This is a genomic window from Streptomyces sp. NPDC002276 (genome assembly GCF_053891435.1).
The window spans coordinates 38,464-58,798 of record NZ_JBSFCQ010000003.1; the positions used below are offsets into that span (position 1 = coordinate 38,464).

Genomic DNA, 20,335 nt, shown 5'->3' on the forward strand with positions numbered 1-20,335 from the left:
GGAGCCTCCGGCGGCGTCAGAACACCACGGTCCAGCCCTCCCGCGCGGCCTGGTCGGCGGTGTACGAAACGCCGTGCACCTTCAGGCCGTTGGCATCCAGGAGGGTGATCTCCCCGCCCTTGTTGCCGAGTTGGACGCCGTCCGTGAGCGGGACGAGGAGCGGGGCGCCGGCGGCGAGCGGGCCGGGGGCCGGTACCGCGCAGGAGTTGCCCAGCCGGTCCCGGACGTGCCAGCCGGTCAGGTCGACGGCATCGGGCGAGGCGTTGAGGAGGGTGACGCTCTCCAACTCCGGTGCCGGGCCACGGGGGTTGACGAGGGCCGCGACGACCCGGACCGGCTGCCCGCCGGGCTCGTTGCGGTTGCCGTCGGTGCCCTCCAGGGTGTGGCCGGTGGTGTCGTCGGTGTGCCAGGACTGGCTCTGGAAGGCGAGGAAGATGCCCACCCAGCGCGACTGCGCCGGGAAGTGGATCAGGATGCCGCCGTCCTGCCAGACCCCGTCGTCGCCGCTGAAGCGACGGCTGTTGCCCTGGTTCATATGGATGTCGTGGACGCCGTTGCCGGGCAGGAACCCGAACACCTTGTCCTTGACGGTCGGTTCGGGCCCGAAGCGCTCGCCGTAGACGTACAGCCGGGCCTCCGGATCGTCGACCGCGCGTCGCACGTAGTGGTCGAGAAGGTCGGCGAGGTCGTTGTCGGGACCGCTTGCGTCCGGCGGGAGCGTGCGCAGTTGCGCCGGGTCGAAGAGGTTGCCGCGCACGAAGTCGAGGTTCGGTCCGCCGGGTCCGGGCAGCAGGGTGTTCCAGCCGCTCGGCAGGCCCTCCAGGCGGGCTGTGACCGGGTGTTGGAAGTCCTCGCTGACGAGATAGAGCAGCTCGGACGGCTGCTCGGCGGACAGGACGTTGACGGCGGCGCGGTAGTGCGTGCCCGCGTCGTCCGTGAGGTGGATCTGATAGTGCGGTGTACCGGCGGCACCCTCGCGCCGGGTGTCCACCGCGCGCGTGATCAATACGCCGTAGGCCTTCAGTGGCATGACGACCGACTCCCCCAGTGGTGTACGTCTGCGTGCCCGTGAACGGCTGGGCCAAGGGTGTGAGCCCCCCGACGAAAGTACCGCCGACCGCGATGCGTTCTCTACGATCCCTGCATGGTCGACTTCCGTCTCGAACGCACGGCACCGCTCCCCCTGGAGGAGGCGTGGCGCCGGTTGACGGAGTGGCCGCGCCACGGCGAGGTGGTCCCGCTGACCCGGGTCACCGTGCTCACTCCCCCGCCGACCGGTGAGGGCACGGTGTTCGTGGCCCGCTCCGGTCTCGGCCCACTCGCCTTCGACGACCGTATGGAGGTCACCGTGTGGCGACCGCCCACGGACGACGAGCCGGGTCTCGTACGGCTGGAGAAGCGCGGGCGGGTGGTCCTGGGTTGGGCGGAGATCGAGGTACGGCCGGGGCCGGGGGGCCGTAGCCGCGTGGTCTGGCAGGAGGAGCTGCGGGTGCGGTTCCTGCCCCGGCTCTTCGACGGGCCGCTGCGGTGGGCGGCGCGGTCGATGTTCGGGCGGGCGGTGAACGGGCTGTTGAGACGGGCGTGACGCGTCACAGGCCGGCGGGGCGGGAGAGGCCGGAGGCCGTCCCGGGAGCGAGGGCCCGCAGGGCCTGCCGGGTCTCCGGGTCCGTGGAGCAGAGGACGACGCCTTGCGCGGCGCGCGTGAGGAGGATGCGGTAAGCGTTTCTGATCAGGCGGTCGGCTTCCGCGTCCGGGAGCGCTTTGGTCCTGAGCAGTGTGGACTGGTTGCCCGACCGTACGGTGATCCAGCGGCCGTCGCGATGCACGAAGTCGGGTCCCAGGAGGACACCGCACCAGTCGAACTCGAAGCCCGCCGCGCCATGGATGTTGCCCATCTGCTCGAATCCGGAGGCGTCCACGGCCCAGCGGCCCGGTGGGGTCGGTGACTGCCAGGGCCGACGCCAGTCGCCCACAGTGACCTCGCCCCGGGTCTGGTCCGACGCCTCCTCGTCGGCAGGGACCGTCCACGGCCAGCACAGACCCGCCGTCATCCGCACCGAGTCGCCCTCCTCCACCCGCGCCCGCAGACACTCCTCCATCTCCTGCGGACTGTCGGCGGCCAACACGTCGTAGCGACCGTCCGGTTGCCAGGAAACGGCGCCCTCGTCGGTCCCGCCCAGCAGACCCGCCACCCACCGGGGGTACGCGGCACTGCCACCGAAACGGAGCGCCCCGCGCAGTTCCACGTGCAGGGTCGGCAGTCCCTTGTCCCTCGCGGACTGAAGAATCCGCTCGGCGGATCCGACGTGGTTGCGGTCCCAGGTCGAAGTCTCGTCGACAAGGAAGACGGAGACGTCCGCCGAGTCCATCATGCGCTCGGTCTCCGGCTGATCCGATCTCTCGGCCGGGGGAATGTAGCGGCCATTCGACCGGGCGCGGGCGAATTGCGCGTCGTCGCAGACGAGCAGGGGAAGCCTGGCGGTCGCCCCGGAACCGTCGCCGTCCGGTGGCACGACATGGAAGGGGAACCGGACCCAGTCGACGTTCGACGCGCGGCCACCGCCCAGGGCCATCCGCAGTCGGCTCGCGAAGGCGCGCAGTCCGGAGGCGTAAGTCGCGTCGGGGTGCGTCCGCCGCGCTTCGAAAAGCAGCATCAGGGCGAGGGCCGTCTTCCCCGTTCCCGCCGGTCCTGTCACCACGACGACCTGCCGTTCCGCACGTCGCAGCGCCGACATCGCATGGCCGAGGACGGCCGACTGACTGCCGAGTGCGGAGAAGGGCGGCTCTCTGTCGAAGCCCAGGGCGGCTTTCAGTACTCTCTGCCGGGGAAGCAGGCGCCCGGAAAGCAGACGGTCCGCCGCCGGCGCTCCAGGTGTCGGTGCGAGGCGGGACTGCAGAAACTCCTTGAAGTCGTCCAGCTGGTCCCCCGCGAACAACGGCACGGCGGGTCCGTCCAACGGCTGCGGCATCCGGTCGACGTCCCTGTCGCGTGCCAGGGGCAGGAGGACCACCGAGGCCAACTTCTGGTAATCGCGGCTCACGACGTCGCGCGTGGCGACGAGCTGTGCCCATCGACTCCGCGCCCGCTCCTGCGGGTTGACCTCCAAACGGCCACGGCTGGGCCTGCACAACCGTGCGTCTCCGCGCTCCAGCAACAGGGACCGCCAGCCCCGTAGTTCGACGACGATGTACGAAGGCTGCCCCGTCGACAGGTGCTCGCCCGCGAGCGTCACGTCCGTCGGATCGTCGCCCGGTCCGGCGCACTGGCCGATGAGCACCTCGACATCCCCGAGCCCGGCGTCGACAAGCGTCCGAGCCAGCACGCGCAGTCCGTCCCGCCACTGCCCCACCTCCCCTCGCGGCAAAGGGCCTTCCGGCGAAACGGCGCGCGCGTGGCGTACCTCCCGTTCGAGCTGGGCCAGTACTTCGGGTGCGGCGAGCGTCGCCGCCGACACCCGGAAGCACGAGCCGGATCGGGTCTCCTCCTGCCAGAGAACGTCGCGCGCGGTGCCGCCGTCCGGGACGGGCGTCGGGGGATCTGGAGTTGCAGCGAGCTCGTAGACGTCACCGCGCGGTGTACGCAGCCGTACCGGCCCGTCCCCGACGCGCACGGTGCGAGCCTCGCCCGGCGACACCGTCACCGTACGGAACACGGGCTCCGTATCGCCCTCGTCGACCAGTACCTCGACCACGCGGGGATCTGTGTCCGGCACGAGGATCCCGCTGTCCTGCGCGGTTCCGGTGTCGGCGGCCAGGGTCAGGGTGTCCCGGCTCCTGGCGACGGTCAGTACCGCGTCCCCGACCGACTCGACGATGACCGAGACGTCGACTGCGGTCAGGGCGGTCGGCCCGGGCGCCTGTTCCAGGCCGGCGTCGGGGATCTGCTGTGCGGCCGCCGTCACCAACTGCCAGGCACGGACGCTCTCCCGCGCGGCTTCGGGCAGCCGGGACCAGGCACCGGACAGCCAGTCGGCGACCCCCTCGCGCCGCTCCTCCACCAGGGCACGCAGGGCGGGCGACAGCAGGTCGCCGACGATCGCCTCGCCGCCACGGGACGCCAACACACCTGTCACGTCGAGCCAGTTGAGCCGTTCCTCCACGCGCAGCGCGGGCGAGATGTGTTCGTGGACCTCGGCCAAGACCTCTCCGAGGCCATGGATCGGATCATCGGGCGCCGCGCTCAGCAGCCGTTCCGCGAGTTCGGCCCGTAGTACGGGCAGCAGTTCGGGACGCAGCGCCATGGCGTGCGCCGTCCGTGCGGCCGTCCACGCGCTGAACCAGAGGTCCGCCTCGTCGCCCACGTCCAGGAGGGGGAACACGCGCAGGCGTACGGCTCGGATCAACTCCGGTTCGATGCGGGTCGCGACGCTCAGTGCGACGGCCAACTCGCGTGCGCCTGGGGCCGGTTCGGGCAGCCCACTGAGCACTGAGGGCCATGGCGGGTGCGGTGGGAGCGAGTGACGTCGGGCGGCGGCCTCGGCTTCGGGCCCGGGGATCCAGACGAGGAGGTCGAGGAAGGCCCGGTTCTCGGCGCGGCTCAGCGCCGTGGGCTCGGGCAGGAGGGCCAGGACGGTGGGGCCGAGGGCCGCGAAGGCGGTCGCCTCGTCGACACCGCGGGGTGGCAGGCAGTCGGCGATGCGGTCCATGACCGCTTGTCGGACGGACGGTTCGACCTGGCGCGCCTCGGTGAGGCACATCGCGGCGAGCAGGTAGAGACGCAGAGCGGCGGAGCGCCTGGGCTCGGCGATGCCGAGTTGGATGAGATACATGAGGAGTTGGCCGCACTCTGGCGGTCTGGCGAGTCCCGCGGCGTTCAGGAGAACGTCCCGCCACTGGTCGTCGTGCGCGTGCCGCATCAGAAGCGGCAAGTCGACCTCGCCGACCAGGGCGCCCGCCGCGAGGTGGTCCCGAAAGGGACGGTGAATGAACTCGACGGCTCCGTGGGCGTCGCTTCGGAGGAGGCCTGTGCGCTCAATGAGGTGAGCGAGAATCTCCTCCGCAACAAGACGAGTCGGCAGTCCCGGCAGGACGAGGCCGATCTGCCACATCACATCGTCGTGCGCCATCCGACTCATACCGTTGCGGAGCATCCAGTGGGCCAAGCGCCCCAGCAAGAGGAGTTGTTCGTCCTGCCCGAGGCCTCTCGACGCGAGCGTTTCGATGCCTCGCTCTTCGTCCCGGCGGGAGAGGAACAGCTCCAGGAAACCCGAATAGAGAGACGCGCGGTTCCCGGGTAGCGCGCCCCTGCCTGCCGTGTTCAAGGCACACAACTCGCCACACACCAGGGGATTACTCGCCAGCTCCGCCAAGTCCGCCCGACTGCGCAGTAGTTGGAGGAGCGACTCCTCGTAGGCCGCATTCTCCGCCGCGTCGACACGTGTCGCGAGCCGCGCGCGGTACCACGCCCGTACGAAGTTCTCCGCACCAGCCGCCGTCAGAGGGTGCAGGACCAGGTCTCCGAAGCCCTGGATGCCACCCTCGGGAACCACCTCCGAACGGCAACTTATGATCCATCGACTGTCGGGATAGACGCGGAGCATCTCGACGAGCCAGCCGAAGACAACTCGTCGCTCTTCGGCCGACACCTCGTCCAGCCCGTCCAGCAGCAGTACCGCTCTCCCCTCAGCGAGGACACGATCGGCCCAGCCTCGGGGCTGCTGTTCCGCGAGGGGGTATCCGATCGCCGAGAGGAAATCGTCGGGCGTCGGCGTCGCACCGCGTCGGAACACCGTGCGCGGGGAGAGGAAAAACGGAACAAGCTTGTCATGTGCGTCCGGTATGCGCAGGATGCCTTGGGCAATCCGCCCCGCGAGCCACTGAAGCGTCGTCGTCTTGCCCGAGCCCGCCTCGCCTCGCAGCAAGACTCGTTGCCGACTCATGAGCAACTGCCCGACCGGCCCTACATAGGCGTTTTCCAGCGGCAGTTCGTAGGATCTCTCCGCCGGACCGAACCCATGGACAGTCAACTTCGCATATCTCGTGGCGACATACGCCCTGTACCCCGACTCGAACCCGCCATCGGCTCGCCCGCCGAACTCAAGCACAAGCGAGCAAAGCTCCACGAGAAGCCGTCGGCCGTGCGTCTCCGCTGACCGGACCAGTCGACGGTCCGACACTCGCGTCCAGATCAGGTTGGCGAGTTCGGAAGGGCTCTCGGTCCACCCCCGAACGGGCCCCGGCCTCAGCGCGATCGCAACGAGGGCATCGCCCAACCTGTCGATCATGGGGTTCAACTTCGCTCTCAGCGTGCCTAGTTCGCCGTTCTCTGCGGCACGCAGCACCACACGTGAGGCACACGTGCGTGCCGCCCCCTCGTCGACCGGAGGGGCGACGGACACCGTCTCCAGGTACGGCAGCACGTCTTCCAGTGCCACCAGTTCCCCCGAATTCCGCTCCACGCCCCCGAGTATGTCCGAGTCTTTGCCTGCGGCCATGTCCGTCCGTCAGAATCCCCCCGTGGGGATTCTCGGGGGGAACACGCTGATATCCATGACCTGGCAGCGGCAGCGCGTCTGGTCTCAGGCCGCCACGCGGCAGAAGAAGTCCGTGGCTCGCGCCCGTCTCCTCGCTCTGGGCCTCTCCATCGTCACGGCGATCGCCGGTACCGCCTCCGCCCAGACGATGGACGTCTCCGCCCCGCTCGGCCGTGGACTCGCCTTCGTCGCCGCGCTGGCCGGTGCGGCGACTCCGCTGGTCGCGGTGCGCTCCGGGCCTGGACCGGCCGCGGAGTGGGTCCGGCTGCGGGCCATCTCGGAGGCGCTGAAGTCGGACACCTACCGCTACCTGGCCGGTGTCAGCCCCTTCCGTGGCGCCGACCGTGACCTCGTGCTCCAGGACCGTCTCACCGGGCTCGAACGCGACGCGGCGGACCTGGTCCACCACACCAACGGCGCGATCGCCGCGGACCGTTCACTCCCTGATGTACGGGACGTCGCCAGTTACGCCGTCCTGCGTCCGCGCGAGCAGATGGACGAGTACTACGTCCCGCAGGCGCTGCGCATGCGCGAGCGCGTCACCGTCGTCCGCCGGCTCGAAGTGCTCTTCAGCCTGTCCGGCGCGGCCCTCGGTGCGACCGCGGGTGCCTTCGCGATCGACCGGGCCGGGGTCTGGGTCGCGGTCTGCGCGACCATGGCCACCGCCGTGACCGCTCATGGGGCAGCCTCGAAGTACGGCTACCAGGAACTCGAATACACGCGTACGGCAAACGAGTTGAGGGTGTTGCTGATGAGCCGTACCGATCTGTCGGAGCCCACCGAGGCCGACGAGGACGCGTTCGTCGCCGCATGCGAGGACATCATCTCGGTGCAGAACGACGCCTGGATGGTCAAGTGGACGACGGCGTAAGGCGCGCAGGACATGATCGACGTGTTCATCAGTCACAGCTCGAAGGGCGATCGGCTGGCCGGGGCGGTCCGCGGGCGGATCTTCTGCGGCCTCAGCGCCATGAACTACCGGGTCAAGGTGGATACCAAGGCGCTGCGAAGAGGCCGGGAGTGGTGTCTTCAGCTGATGTGGTGGATGGCCGACTGCCATGCGGCCGTCGTCCTGCTGAACGAAGCGGCGCTCGAATCCGACTGGGTGCGCCGTGAGGTCAACATCCTGATGTGGAGACGCGCCCTGTGGCCGTCCCTGCGCGTTCTTCCCGTCCTGATCGGGAATGTGACGACGGATCAGCTGAAGAAGGCCGGCTTCGGTGACATCCTCCCGCTGGAGTTCGTCCGCCTGCCGCGTGAGGACGGCGAGAGCGACGCGGAGTACGCCCGCAAGCTCAGCGTGGCCGTGCTCGCCGAGTTCGCCGACCTGCCCGCCGTAGGACTCGAAACCGATCACATGCGCAACTGGATCGAGGATGTCGCGGCGCTGCTGGACATGTCCGACTCGCCCGACACCTTACGGGCCACGGGGCGGGCGCTGGGCATCGCGGAGCAGGATCTGCACATGTTGGACGCGCACGCCGGCGCGGGGCAGTTCCTGGCACATCACCTGCTGGCCACGGCGTCCGTCACAGGGCTCAGGGGGGCCGTGCACGAGATCGCGCGGAAGCGGCGGCTGAGCCGTGACGATCTCACCTCGCTCATCGCGCTCCTCACGCCGGCCTGGATCGACGGTGAGGCGGCCCGGCGGCTGTTGCCTCCCGACGGGCTGGCCGTCAAACGTCTCGTGGCGCTGAACGCGCGGGGCGCCGACACCGCCGGGCAGTACGTGGATCGCGCCATGTGCCGGCAGATCATGTACTACCAGTTCCACACCGCCGGCGGCATCCCGGTGGGTGAGGACGCTCTGGACGACCTGACCGCTCAGGGCGTGGAGGCCGTACGCCGGGTCCTGGTCGCCCCGCCCTGGCAGGACCACCGCAACTTCCGGCCGCGCGAGAACTTCCTGCACTGCCTGATCCTCGACGTCCACAGGGTACGGCCGGGGTTGGTCGAGGAACTCGTGACCCGGCTGCACCAACTGTTCCCGTGGCTGCTGATCGTGCTGCTGTCCGACGAGTGCGATCCGAGCCGGGCCAGGCTCGCACCGCGGTTCAAGGACCTCGTGATCCTGCCCGACCTCACCGAGGCCGAGGAAAGTCTGGGCTACCAGCTCACCCACGAGCTGCGGGGCCTGCCCGACCGTCTGAAAGGCCTGGAGGCCAGCGCATGAGCGGCGAAGATCCGACCCCCGAACCGCGAAGGTCGCGCGCGCCCGATCCGCGGACCGACTCCGTCTACATCATGTCCGAGCGGATCGAACTCGCCGTGAACGTCGCGCTGGCCACGGGACGGCCCCTGCTGCTGCGCGGGGAACCCGGGTCCGGCAAATCGTCCTTGGCGCCCTACATCGCCCAGGACCGCGGCTGGCGTTACTACGAGCACGTGGTCACTTCGCGTACGGCCGGCAAGGACCTGCTGTGGACGTACGACCAGGTGCGGCGGCTCGGCGACGCCCAGGTACGCGCGGCCGGAGCGGGACGCTACGGAACGGCAGCTACCTTCGAACTCCGGGACGAGGACTATGTGACTCCGGGCTCGCTGTGGTGGGCGTTCCATCCCCGCTCGGCGGCCGGCGACGGTAACGGGCCTCGGCGCGTCGACCCCTTCTGGGATCTCAACGTCGATCGCTCGCCGGACGGTTCCGTCGTTCTGATCGACGAGATCGACAAGGCGGACCCGGACATGCCCAACAGCCTTCTGGTTCCGCTGGGTTCGGAATGGTTCCTGGTGCAGGAGACCGGACAGGTGATCCGCCGGGAGCCGACCGCCCCCGGAGGCGGACATCTCGTGATCATCACCACCAACGAGGAGCGGGAACTCCCCCAGGCCTTCCTCCGCCGCTGTGTGGTCCTTGCCCTGGAGGCACCGGACGAGCCGCGTCTGATGCGGATCGCCAAGGCCCATTTCCGCGCGGCCTACGGGGAGTTCACACGGAATGACCGGTCCCTCACCGAGGAACTCGCCGGGGCCCTGCTGACCACCCGCGCCCAGGCCCGGGACAAGGGGATGCGGCCGCCCAACACCGCCGAGTTCCTCGACGCGCTCCACGCCTGCAAACAACTCGCGATCGACACCGGGGACCCGCGCTGGGAGCAGCTCAAGGAACTCACCCTCCTCAAATCACAGCAACCGGAGGCCTGAGGTGGCGTCCTCCCGGTCTCCCGGCATCTGGCTCGGGGATCTCGCCCGGGCGGCGAGCGCCGTCGGTGCCTCGGATCCGGAGACCCTGCGTGCCGTCGCCGGACTGCTCGGGTTGGCCCCCGTGGGCGAAACGGGCCGAACCACCCCGCAGGACGGCGAGGCCGAGGAGGAGCAGCCCCAACTCCCTTATGTGGAGCCGCCGTCCGCCGGTGAGCCGGGCACCTCGGACCTCCCGTTCGACCGTCGTACGTCCCCGGTCACCGACCTCGCCACGTCCGGCGAGGGCCCGCGACTCCTCACGCCCGTCGCCCGCGAGCCACGGACACCGACCGTGTGGGCCACCCCGTCGCTGCCGCCCGCGTCACGCGCCACACGAACGGCGCCGCACCGCCCCCTCCTGGCGCCCCGCTCGGCGCGCGCGATCATCCAGGCCGCGGTGTCGCGCCACGAGGCCGACCGGGACGTGGACATCGAGCGGGCCGTGGCCAGGCTCGCCAGAGGCCTGCCGCTGCGCACCCTGCCGCGGCTGCCCGCGCCGACACTCCGCTTCGGGGCGCAGGTGCTGGTGGACCGCGGGCCGGGCATGCAGCCCTTCCACCGCGACCAGGACGAGCTCTCCGCCCTCATCGCCGGCACCGTCGGCCGGGAGGCCACGGAGGTCCTCCATTTCGAGGACTCCCCCCTCCGCGGTACGGGGCTGGAGGCACGGTGGACCTGGCGCGAGTACGCCCCTCCGCCGCCCGGGACCCGGGTGCTCGTCCTCAGCGACCTAGGCATCGGCGGCCCGCCGCACCCCTCTCGGGGCGGTCGCGCCGCATGGGAGCGCTTCTTCTCGCTGCTCGCCCGGTCGCGGTGCACGGCCGTCGTGTTCGTGCCGTATCCCCCGGCGCGCTGGCCCGACTGGGCCACCCGCCTGGTCCGTATGGTGCCCTGGGACCGTACGACCACGGTCGGCTGGGTCCGGATGCACGCGGGCCCGGCCGCCCGAAGCCGCCCCTACGTCCGTCAGGCCGGCGCCCTCGTGCGGGTCTCAGTCCTTGCGGCCGGTGACCGCCACCGTCACGCCCAGGCCGATCATCGTGAGGCCGCCCGCGCCGCCGACCGCGGAGAGCCGGCGGGGTGAGCGGGCGAACCAGTCGCGCGCGGTCGCGGCGACCAGCCCCCATACGCTGTCCGAGGCCACGGCGATGAGGTTGAAGACCAGGCCGAGCAGCAGCATCTGGGCCGTCACATGGCCGTGTTCGCGGTCCACGAACTGGGGCAGTACGGCGGCGAAGAACACGATGGTCTTGGGGTTGGCGACCCCGACGGCGAAGCCCTCCCAGAGGGTGCGCAGGCCGCTGTGCGGAACGGCCTCCTCCCCCGCGAACGCGGCCCGCAGCGAGCCCCGTTGACGCCAGGCCTTCACTCCGAGGTAGACGAGGTAGGCGGCGCCGACGAGCTTGAGTGTGGTGAAGACGAGCACCGAGCGTTCCACCAGCGAGCCGACGCCGAGGGCGACCGCCACGACGAGGAGGTAGGCGCCGAGCGTGTTGCCCAGCACGGTGGTCAGCGCGGCGCGGCGGCCGTGGGCCAGCGCCCGGCCGATCACGAACAGCACGCTGGGGCCGGGCACCACGATCAGCAGGAAGGACAGGGCCGCGAAGGCGAGCAGTCGGTCGGTGGACACCATGTGCCCATGGAAGGCGGGACCGCCCCGGGCTCGCAACCCATTTCCCGCTCCCCCCGGCGGCAGTGTCCGGTGACAGGTGCGCACGCTTTAGTGTGATGGTGCTGAACGGCCCTTGGGGGCACGGGAATCAGGAAAGGTGACCGGCCGATGTCGCTTCACCGTGGGGACGCGGAGTCCGTGGGCGGCTACGTGCTGGGGGACCGGCTCGGCAGCGGCGGGATGGGCGTCGTGTATCTCGGGCGGTCGGCCTCGGGGCGGCAGGTCGCGGTCAAGGTCGTGCACGCGCAGTACGCGCAGGACGAGGAGTTCCGGGCCCGGTTCCGGCAGGAGATCGCCGCCGTCCGCCGGGTCAGCGGCGCCTTCACCGCGCCCGTCGTGGACGCGGACCCCGATGCCGAGGTCCCGTGGATGGCGACGCTGTACGTGCCGGGCCGTACGCTCGCCGAAGTCGTCGAGAAGGACGGCCCGTTGGGCGGCCGGGCGCTGCGCACTCTGGCGCTCGGTCTGGTCGAGGCGCTGCGGGACATCCATCAGGCCGGTGTCGTGCACCGGGACTTGAAGCCGAGCAATGTGCTGCTCGCGGAGGACGGCCCCCGGGTCATCGACTTCGGGATCTCGCGCGCCGCCGACAACCAGACCCTCACCATGACGGGACGGCTGATCGGCACTCCGCCCTTCATGTCCCCGGAGCAGTTCGCGGCACCCCGGGACGTCACGGCCGCCTCCGACATCTTCTCGCTGGGCTCGCTGCTGGTGTACGCGGCCACCGGCAACCGGCCCTTCGACGGTGCCAGCCCGTACTTGACGGGTTATCAAGTCATGCACGAGCAGCCGCGGTTGGACGGTGTGCCGGAGCCGTTGCGGAGCATCGCCGAGCGCTGCCTCGACAAGGAAGCGCGGGCCCGTCCCCAACTCACCGAACTCCAGGGCATGTTGCTGGCCCTGCCTGAGTCGGCGACGGCGGTGGACCTGCCGGGAGCGGCGCGCCCCGGCCCCGGAACTCCCGCGACCGTGCGGGACGGCGGCCGACGCCCGCGTCGAGTACGGCGGCTCGTCGTCACGGTCGTCGTCACGGTCGCCGTCGCGGTCGCCGTCGCCTCGCTCGGTCTCACGACCCTGCATCGGATGTCGAACAGCAGGAACAGCGACACGGGCGCGAGCGCGTCGGCCGCGTCCTCGGCCGCCGTGGCGCTGCCCGCCGGCTGGCGGCCGTGGCGGGCGAGTCTGCTCACGGCCAAGACGGGCGAGCCCCTCGACGAGCTGGAGTCGGGCTGTGTGGCGGGTGGCGGTGCCCTCGTCTACTGCGCCGGTACCGGCTTCACGGTCACCGCGCTCGACGCGGCCTCCGGCCGGGTCGCCTGGCGGTCGGGCACGAGTCCGGAGACCTCGCGCCCCATCGGTGTCGAGGACGGCCGCGTCTTCACCTACGTGAAGCCGGACTCGACCGACACCTTCGTCACCCGGCGTCTGGTCGCCCTGGACGCGAAGACCGGCACCCAGCTGTGGGAGCACCCGGTCAGCGAGGACCGGAACGCCGTCATGTTCGACGGCGGAATCCTGGCGATGGACGAGAACGCGACCAAGTTCGTCGCCTACGACCCGACGGGCCACGAACTGTGGACCGCGCCGGCGAAGTCGACGGCCGGGGACGCCTGCACCCCGGCCGTGTTGGACGGCGCCCCCTACGGCCTGTGCACACCGGCGGACGATCCCACCAAGGGCGGGGTCACCCTGCTGCACCTGAACCCGGCGGACGGCACGTCCAAGGAGATCGCCCAACTGCCCACGGGCGCCGAGCCGTTGGGGGTGAGCGACGAACGGCTGGTGTTCGCGGTGCCGAAGCTGGCGGCGGGCTCCTTCGGCAGCGGCGAGGACCAGCAGTACATCACCCTGGAGGAGGTGGACCCCGCCGACGGGGGCCAGCGGGTCCCGCTGCCGGGCGCGGCGCGCGGCACCCCCACTCTCCTCAAGGGCGTCATCCACTTCGTCCGCCCGAACGGCACGGTCACCGCCGTGCGCGCGAGCGACGGCAAGCAGCTGTGGCAGCGGGCCACGGAGATCGAGAACCTGTCGGCGCCGGTGCTCTCGACGAAGTCCAACTCCCTCTATCTCACCAACCGGTTCGGCAGGCTGCTGGCCCTGAACGCGCACACCGGCACGGTGCGCTGGCGCACTTCGGCGCTCCAGAACCCCGGTGACTCCACGGACGACACCGTCCCGTACGCCCTGCTCGTCAAGGACGCCCTGGTGGCGGTGGCGGGCGACACGGCGTTCTCGGTACGCACGGACCGGCCCGTACTGCCGCGCTGACAGCGGGAGTTCAGGCCACCGAACCGATCCGCCGGGCGGGCAGCGAGGTCGCGTCGTGGTGGATCGGGGTGTGCGCGCCGGTGAGTGCGACGCCGCTGCCGCCGCGTCTGTTGGCGACGATCTCGGAGGCGATCGACAGGGCCGTCTCCTCCGGTGTCCGGGCGCCGAGGTCGAGGCCGATCGGGGACCTCAGGCGCGCCAACTCCAGTTCCGTGACGCCGACTTCGCGCAGCCGTTCGTTGCGGTCGAGGTGGGTGCGGCGGGAGCCCATCGCGCCGACGTACGCCACCGGGAGGCGCAGGGCGAGCTGGAGCAGCGGTACGTCGAACTTGGCGTCGTGGGTGAGGACGCACAGGACGGTACGGGCGTCGGTGTCCGTGCGCTCCAGGTACTTGTGGGGCCACTCGACGACGATCTCGTCGGCCTCGGGGAAGCGGGCCCTGGTGGCGAAGACGGGGCGGGCGTCGCACACCGTCACGCGATAGCCGAGGAACTTGCCGATGCGGACCAGCGCGGAGGCGAAGTCGATCGCGCCGAACACGATCATCCGGGGCGGCGGCACCGAGGACTCGACGAGGACGGTGAGCGGGGCCCCGCAGCGGGAGCCCTGCTCGCCGATCTCGACGGTGCCGGTGCGGCCGGCGTCCAGCTGGGCGGCGGCCTCGGCGGCGACCGTGCGGTCCAGTTCGGGGTGGGCGCCGAAACCGCCGTCGTAGGAGCCGTCGGGGTGGACGACAAGTGCGCGGCCCCGCAGGTGGGTCGGGCCCGAGACGATCCGGGCCAGTGCCGCCGCCCCACCGCTCGTCGCGGTCGAGAGGGCGGCGGCGATCACCGGGCGGGCGGGGTCTTCGGCCCGTACCGGTGTGACGAGGATGTCGATGACTCCGCCGCAGGTGAGGCCCACGGCGAAGGCGTCCTCGTCGCTGTAGCCGAAGCGCTCCAGGACGGTTTCGCCGTCCTGGAGGGCCTGTTGGCACAGTTCGTAGACCGCGCCTTCCACGCAGCCCCCGGAGACCGAGCCGATCGCCGTGCCGTCGGCGTCCACCGCGAGGGCGGCGCCCGGCTGGCGGGGTGCGCTGCCGCCGACGGCCACCACGGTGGCGACGGCGAAGTCGCGGCCCTGCTCGACCCACCGGTGCAGCTCTTCGGCGATGTCCAGCATCTCGGTCTCCTAACGGGGTTACGGGGAAGGGGAGTCAGGGGAGTTGGGGCGTCGGCTAGTGCACGCCGAGCCAGCCCTCGATCGGGTGGAGGGCGAAGTACACGAGGAAGATGACGGTCAGGCCCCACATGAAGGCGCCGATCTCGCGTGCCCTGCCCTGGGCGGTCTTGATGGCGACGTACGAGATGACGCCCGCGGAGACGCCGGCCGTGATGCTGTAGGTGAAGGGCATCACAACCACCGTCAGGAACACGGGAATCGCGGTGGCTCGGTCGGCCCAGTCCACGTGCCGGGCGTTCATCAGCATCATCGAGCCGATGACGACCAGGGCGGCGGACGCGACCTCCTGCGGGACGATCGCGGTGAGCGGGGTGAAGAACAGACAGGCGGCGAAGAAGAGCCCGGTGACGACCGAGGCGAGGCCGGTGCGGGCGCCCTCCCCGACCCCTGTCGCCGACTCGATGAAGACGGTCTGGCCGGAGCCGCCCGCGACACCGCCGATCGCGCCGCCCGCGCCGTCGATGAACAGCGCCTTCGACAGGCCCGGCATCCGGCCCTTGGAATCGGCGAGTTGGGCTTCCGTGCCGACGCCGATGATGGTGGCCATCGCGTCGAAGAAGCCGGCCAGCACGAGCGTGAACACGATCATGCCGACCGTCATCGCGCCGACCTTGCCCCAACCCCCGAACTCCACATGGCCGAAGAGCGAGAAGTCGGGCATCGAGACCGCGCTGCCGTGCAGTTCGGGGGCGGAGCCGCTCGCCCACTGCTTGGGGTCGATGACTCCTGCGGAGTTGAGGATCGCGGCGACGACCGTGCCGGTGATGATGCCGATGAGGATGGCGCCGGGCAGGTTGCGGGCCTGGAGCATGAAGATGAGGAGCAGCGTGCCCGCGAACAACAGGACGGGCCAGCCCGCGAGTTCGCCCGCCGGGCCGAGGGTGACGGGCGTCGCCTTGCCCTGGTGCACGAAGCCCGACTTGTAGAAGCCGATGAGGGCGATGAAGAGGCCGATGCCCATCGTGATGCCGTGTTTCAGCGCGAGCGGGATCGCGTTCATGATCAGCTCACGCAGCCCGGTGACGACGAGCAGCATGATGACCACGCCGTAGACCACGCACATGCCCATCGCCTGCGGCCAGGTCATCTGCGGGGCGACCTGCGAGGAGAGCACTCCGGAGACGGAGAGCCCGGCGGCGAGGGCGAGTGGCACCTTGCCGACGAAGCCCATCAGGAGGGTGGTGAGGGCCGCCGCGAACGCGGTCGCGGTGATCAGGCCCTTCTGCCCGAGCGTGTCGCCCGCGACGTCCTTGCCGGACAGGATCAGGGGGTTGAGCAACAGGATGTACGCCATCGCCATGAAGGTGGTGACTCCGCCGCGCACCTCGCGCGCGACGGTCGATCCCCGTTTCGAGATGTGGAAGTAGCGGTCGAGCCAGGACCGGCCGGCCGGGACGCGGGTTCCTTCGCCCGCGTCTTCGGCGGCGGTCCTCGGTTCCACTGACTGCTGGGTCATGGGGCCATCTCCCAAGGTTCACAGGGGCACTCGCGGACCGCTCTCGGCGGTGCGCGGGATTTGGGATGGACGACCCGGGGGACGGCCCGAGACGAACAAGGGGACCCGGAGGGTCACTTACCGGTGAGGTGCTCCGGGCGTACCGGTGTCCTGTTCAGTTCCAGCCCGGTCGCGTTCCGAATCGCCGCGAGTACGGCCGGAGTTGACGACAGGGTGGGGGCCTCGCCGATGCCGCGCAGCCCGTACGGGGCGTGCTCGTCGGCGAGTTCGAGCACATCGACCGGAATGGTCGGCGTGTCGAGGATGGTGGGGATGAGGTAGTCCGTGAAGGAGGGGTTGCGCACCTTCGCGGTCTTCGGGTCGACGATGATCTCCTCCATGACCGCGATGCCGAGACCCTGGGTGGTACCGCCCTGGATCTGGCCGATCACGGACAGCGGGTTGAGCGCCTTGCCGACGTCCTGCGCGCAGGCCAGCTCGATGACCTTCACCAGGCCGAGTTCGGTGTCGACCTCGACGACGGCGCGGTGCGCGGCGAAGGTGTACTGGACGTGGCCGAAGCCCTGTCCGGTACGGAGGTCGAAGGCCTCGGTGGGGCGGTGCCGCCACTCGGCCTCGATCTCGACGGCCTCGCCTTCGAGTACGTCGACGAGATCGGCGAGGACCTCGCCCGCGTCGGTGACCACCTTGCCGCCCTCCAGGAGGAGTTCGGCGGTGGCCCAAGCGGGGTGGTAGGTGCCGAGTTTGCGGCGGCCCATCTCCAGGACCTTCTCGCGGACCAGCTCGCAGGAGTTCTTGACGGCGCCACCGGTGACGTACGTCTGCCGGGACGCGGAGGTCGAACCGGCGCTGCCCACCTGGGTGTCGGCCGGGTGGATCGTCACCTGCGTGACGCCTAGTTCGGTGCGGGCGATCTGCGCGTGGACGGTGACCCCGCCCTGGCCGACCTCCGCCATCGCGGTGTGCACGACGGCGACGGGCTCACCGCCGACAACTTCCAGGCGGACCTTGGCCGTTGAGTAGTCGTCGAAGCCCTCGGAGAAGCCGACGTTCTTGATGCCGACCGCGTAGCCGACTCCTCGTACGACGCCTTCGCCGTGCGTGGTGTTGGACAGACCGCCGGGCAACTGCCGTACGTCGGCGGCCTCTCCGGCGGCGAGCCACTGCTGCTCGGGCGGCATGGGCATCGCCTTGACGCGGCGCAGGAGTTCGGCGACCGGGGCGGGCGAGTCGACGACCTGCCCGGTCGGCATGACCGTCCCCTGTTCCATCGCGTTGAGCTGACGGAACGCGACCCGGTCCATGCCCACCTTGTCGGCGAGCTTGTCCATCTGCGCCTCGTAGGCGAAGCACGCCTGCACCGCGCCGAAGCCGCGCATCGCGCCGCAGGGCGGGTTGTTGGTGTAGAGCGCGATGGCCTCGATGTCGACGTCGTCGATGACGTACGGTCCGGCACCGAGCGAGGACGCGTTTCCTACGACGGCCGGGGACGCGGACGCGTAGGCGCCGCCGTCCAGGACGATGCGGGCCTTGAGGTGGGTGAGCCTGCCGTCCTTCGTGGCGCCGTGCTCGTAGTGGAGCTTGGCGGGGTGGCGGTGGACGTGCCCGAAGAAGGACTCGAAACGGTTGTAGACGATCTTCACGGGTTTGCCGGTGCGCAGGGCCAGCAGGCACGCGTGGATCTGCATCGACAGGTCCTCGCGACCGCCGAACGCGCCGCCGACACCGGACAGCGTCATCCGGACCTTGTCCTCGGGCAGGCCGAGCACGGGCGCGATCTGGCGCAGGTCGGAGTGCAGCCACTGGGTGGCGATGTAGAGGTCGACGCCACCATCCTCGGCGGGGACCGCGAGGCCCGACTCCGGGCCCAGGAACGCCTGGTCCTGCATGCCGAAGATGTACTCGCCCTCGACGATGAAGTCGGCACGCTCGCGGGCGGATTCGACGTCTCCCCGGACGATCGGCTGACGGTGCACGATGTTCGGGTGCGGGACATGGCCGATGTGGTGGTCGTCGCGGCCCTCGTGGACGAGGATCGCGTCCGGCGCGGTCGCGGACAACTCGTCGGTGATGACCGGGAGTTCGCGGTACTCGACCTTGATCTTCGCAGCCGCGCGGCGCGCGGTCTCCGGGTGGTCGGCGGCGACGATCGCGACCGGCTCGCCGTGGTGACGTACCTTGCCGTGCGCGAGGACGGGGGTGTCCTGGATCTCCAGGCCGTAGTTCTTCACGTCGGTCGGGAGGTCGTCGTAGGTCATGACGGCGTAGACGCCCGGGGTCTTCAGCGCCTCGACCGTGTCGATGGAGACGATCTCGGCGTGGGCGACCGTGGAGCGCAGGATCTGGCCCCAGAGCATGTCCTCGTGCCACATGTCGGAGGAGTACGCGAACTCGCCGGTGACCTTGAGGGTGCCGTCCGGGCGGAGCGTGGACTCGCCGATGCCGCCCTTGGTCTTGGACCCCTGGGTGACCTTGGTGGGGGTGCCGATGGGGGCGCCTTTTGCGGAGATGCCGGGCATGTCAGACCGCCTCTCCCTGCCGGGCGGCCGCCAGGCGGACCGCGTCCATGATCTTCTCGTAGCCGGTGCAGCGGCACAGGTTGCCCGAGAGCGCCTCGCGGATGTCCGCGTCGGTCGGGTTCGGGTTGTGCTCCAGCATCTCGTCGGCGGCGACGAGGAGACCGGGGGTGCAGAAGCCGCACTGGACGGCGCCGGCGTCGATGAACGCCTGCTGGATGGGGGCGAGTTGAGTGCCCTCGCCGGTCTGGGAGTCGAGCGGCTTGGCCTGCCGGGCGGGGACCCCTTCCGAGAAAAGTGTGTCACTCTTCGCAGAAGCGTCACACTTTTTTGGACTGCACCCCCTCTCCCGCGCGTAGTCCGCGAGCCCCTCGACGGTCACGACCTCGCGGCCCTCGACCTGCCCGGCCGCGACCAGACACGAACACACCGGAACGCCGTCCAGCCGGACCGTGCAGGAACCGCACTCACCCTGCTCGCACGCGTTCTTGGATCCCGGCAGGCCCATCCGCTCGCGCAGCACGTACAGCAGGGACTCGCCCTCCCACACGTCGTCCGCTTCCTGCGGGCGGCCGTTGACCGTGAAATTGACGCGCATTACGCGACTCCCTCCGTGTGAGCGGCGGTGCCGCGGTACGACTCCCAGGTCCAGGTCAGCGTGCGGCGGGCCATGATGCCGACCGCGTGGCGGCGGTAGCTCGCGGTGCCCCGGACGTCGTCGATCGGGTTGCAGGCGGCGGAACACAGGTCCGCGAACTGCTTGGCTACCGACGGGGTGATGATCCGGCCGTTGTCCCAGAAGCCGCCCTCGTCGAGCGCCGCGTTCAGGAATTCCTCGGCGGCCTTCGCCCGTACGGGGGTCGGCGCGGCCGAGCCGATGCCGGTGCGGACTGTGCGGGTGTCGGGGTGCAGGGCCAGGCCGAAGGCGCACACGGCGATCACCATGGCGTTCCGGGTACCGACCTTCGAGTACTGCTGCGGGCCGTCCGCCTTCTTTACGTGGACGGCGCGGATCAGTTCGTCGGGGGCGAGCGCGTTGCGCTTCACGCCCGTGTAGAACTCGTCGATCGGGATGAGCCGGGTGCCGCGCACCGACTCGGCCTCGACCTCGGCGCCGGCCGCGAGGAGCGCGGGGTGGGCGTCACCGGCCGGGGAGGCGGTGCCGAGGTTGCCGCCGACGCCGCCGCGGTTGCGGATCTGCGGGGAGGCGACCGTGTGCGAGGCGAGGGAGAGGCCCGGCAGCTCGGTGCGCAGGTGCTCCATGATCCGGGTGTACGGGACCGAGGCCCCGAGCCGCACGCTGTCGGCGCCGACCTCCCACTCGTAGAGATCACCGATGCGGTTGAGGTCGAGCAGGTACTCGGGCCGGCGGTGGTCGAAGTTGATCTCGACCATCACATCGGTGCCGCCCGCGATCGGTACTGCGGTGGGGTGCTCGGCCTTCGCGGCGAGCGCCTCCTCCCAGCTTGCGGGGCGAAGGAAGTCCATGACCGGCTCTCTTCTTCGTCTCGTGGGTCGTACGGATCAAGCCAGTTCGTGTGC

Annotated in this window: 14 protein-coding genes; 6 read left to right on the forward strand and 8 right to left on the reverse strand. The window is 70.4% G+C overall.

The window, feature by feature from the left end:
• Nucleotides 1-16: 16 nt before the first annotated feature.
• Complete coding sequence (locus tag ACWIHT_RS09375) at nt 17-1,030, reverse strand: DUF2278 family protein (protein ID WP_456166116.1); 1,014 nt, start codon at nt 1,028-1,030, stop codon at nt 17-19.
• Nucleotides 1,031-1,144: 114 nt separating this feature from the next.
• On the opposite strand from ACWIHT_RS09375, the gene ACWIHT_RS09380 reads away from it, so the two are divergent.
• Entirely contained in the window at nt 1,145-1,585 is a 441-nt protein-coding gene (locus tag ACWIHT_RS09380; RefSeq protein ID WP_456166118.1) for an SRPBCC family protein, read from the forward strand.
• A 4-nt stretch (nt 1,586-1,589) separates the two neighbouring features.
• Here the strand turns inward: ACWIHT_RS09380 and ACWIHT_RS09385 are convergent, their stop codons facing one another.
• Complete coding sequence (locus ACWIHT_RS09385) at nt 1,590-5,879, reverse strand: DNA/RNA helicase domain-containing protein (RefSeq protein ID WP_456166120.1); 4,290 nt, start codon at nt 5,877-5,879, stop codon at nt 1,590-1,592.
• A 610-nt stretch (nt 5,880-6,489) separates the two neighbouring features.
• Between ACWIHT_RS09385 and ACWIHT_RS09390 the strand changes: the two genes are divergently transcribed.
• From ACWIHT_RS09390 to ACWIHT_RS09405, 4 genes are read left to right on the forward strand one after another with little or no spacing between them, the layout of a single operon-like run.
• Nucleotides 6,490-7,344, forward strand: coding sequence for a DUF4231 domain-containing protein (locus tag ACWIHT_RS09390; protein WP_456166122.1), 855 nt, complete (start codon nt 6,490-6,492; stop codon nt 7,342-7,344).
• 12 nt (nt 7,345-7,356) lie between these two features.
• Nucleotides 7,357-8,646: a toll/interleukin-1 receptor domain-containing protein gene (locus tag ACWIHT_RS09395; RefSeq protein WP_456166124.1), complete on the forward strand. Its 1,290-nt coding sequence runs from the start codon at nt 7,357-7,359 to the stop codon at nt 8,644-8,646.
• The gene (locus tag ACWIHT_RS09400) at nt 8,643-9,617 is read left to right on the forward strand and encodes an AAA family ATPase (protein ID WP_456166126.1); all 975 of its coding nucleotides are present in this window, start codon (nt 8,643-8,645) and stop codon (nt 9,615-9,617) included. The genes ACWIHT_RS09395 and ACWIHT_RS09400 overlap by 4 nt, the downstream gene beginning before the upstream one ends.
• 1 nt (nt 9,618) lies before the next feature.
• Nucleotides 9,619-10,740, forward strand: a complete 1,122-nt coding sequence (locus ACWIHT_RS09405; protein ID WP_456166128.1) for a hypothetical protein — start codon at nt 9,619-9,621, stop codon at nt 10,738-10,740.
• Here ACWIHT_RS09405 and ACWIHT_RS09410 read toward each other — a convergent pair.
• Entirely contained in the window at nt 10,648-11,289 is a 642-nt protein-coding gene (locus ACWIHT_RS09410; RefSeq protein ID WP_456166130.1) for a LysE family translocator, read from the reverse strand. The genes ACWIHT_RS09405 and ACWIHT_RS09410 overlap by 93 nt on opposite strands.
• Before the next feature lie 147 nt (nt 11,290-11,436).
• On the opposite strand from ACWIHT_RS09410, the gene ACWIHT_RS09415 reads away from it, so the two are divergent.
• Nucleotides 11,437-13,599, forward strand: a complete 2,163-nt coding sequence (locus ACWIHT_RS09415; RefSeq protein ID WP_456166132.1) for a protein kinase domain-containing protein — start codon at nt 11,437-11,439, stop codon at nt 13,597-13,599.
• A 10-nt stretch (nt 13,600-13,609) separates the two neighbouring features.
• On the opposite strand, the gene ACWIHT_RS09420 is transcribed toward ACWIHT_RS09415, so the two are convergent.
• From ACWIHT_RS09420 to ACWIHT_RS09440, 5 genes are all read right to left on the reverse strand, one after another.
• Nucleotides 13,610-14,761, reverse strand: a complete 1,152-nt coding sequence (locus ACWIHT_RS09420; RefSeq protein WP_456166134.1) for an XdhC family protein — start codon at nt 14,759-14,761, stop codon at nt 13,610-13,612.
• Nucleotides 14,762-14,816: 55 nt separating this feature from the next.
• On the reverse strand, nt 14,817-16,277 hold the full coding sequence (locus ACWIHT_RS09425) for an NCS2 family permease (protein WP_456166136.1): 1,461 nt from the start codon (nt 16,275-16,277) through the stop codon (nt 14,817-14,819).
• 113 nt (nt 16,278-16,390) lie between these two features.
• A complete protein-coding gene (locus ACWIHT_RS09430) occupies nt 16,391-18,796 on the reverse strand; it encodes a xanthine dehydrogenase family protein molybdopterin-binding subunit (protein ID WP_456166138.1) in 2,406 nt (801 codons plus the stop codon).
• A gap of 1 nt (nt 18,797) precedes the next feature.
• Nucleotides 18,798-19,391 (reverse strand): (2Fe-2S)-binding protein, encoded by a 594-nt coding sequence (locus ACWIHT_RS09435; RefSeq protein WP_456166140.1) that lies wholly within the window; start codon nt 19,389-19,391, stop codon nt 18,798-18,800.
• Nucleotides 19,391-20,281, reverse strand: a complete 891-nt coding sequence (locus tag ACWIHT_RS09440; RefSeq protein WP_456166142.1) for an FAD binding domain-containing protein — start codon at nt 20,279-20,281, stop codon at nt 19,391-19,393. Before ACWIHT_RS09440 ends, ACWIHT_RS09435 begins: the two co-directional genes overlap by 1 nt.
• Nucleotides 20,282-20,335 lie beyond the last annotated feature (54 nt).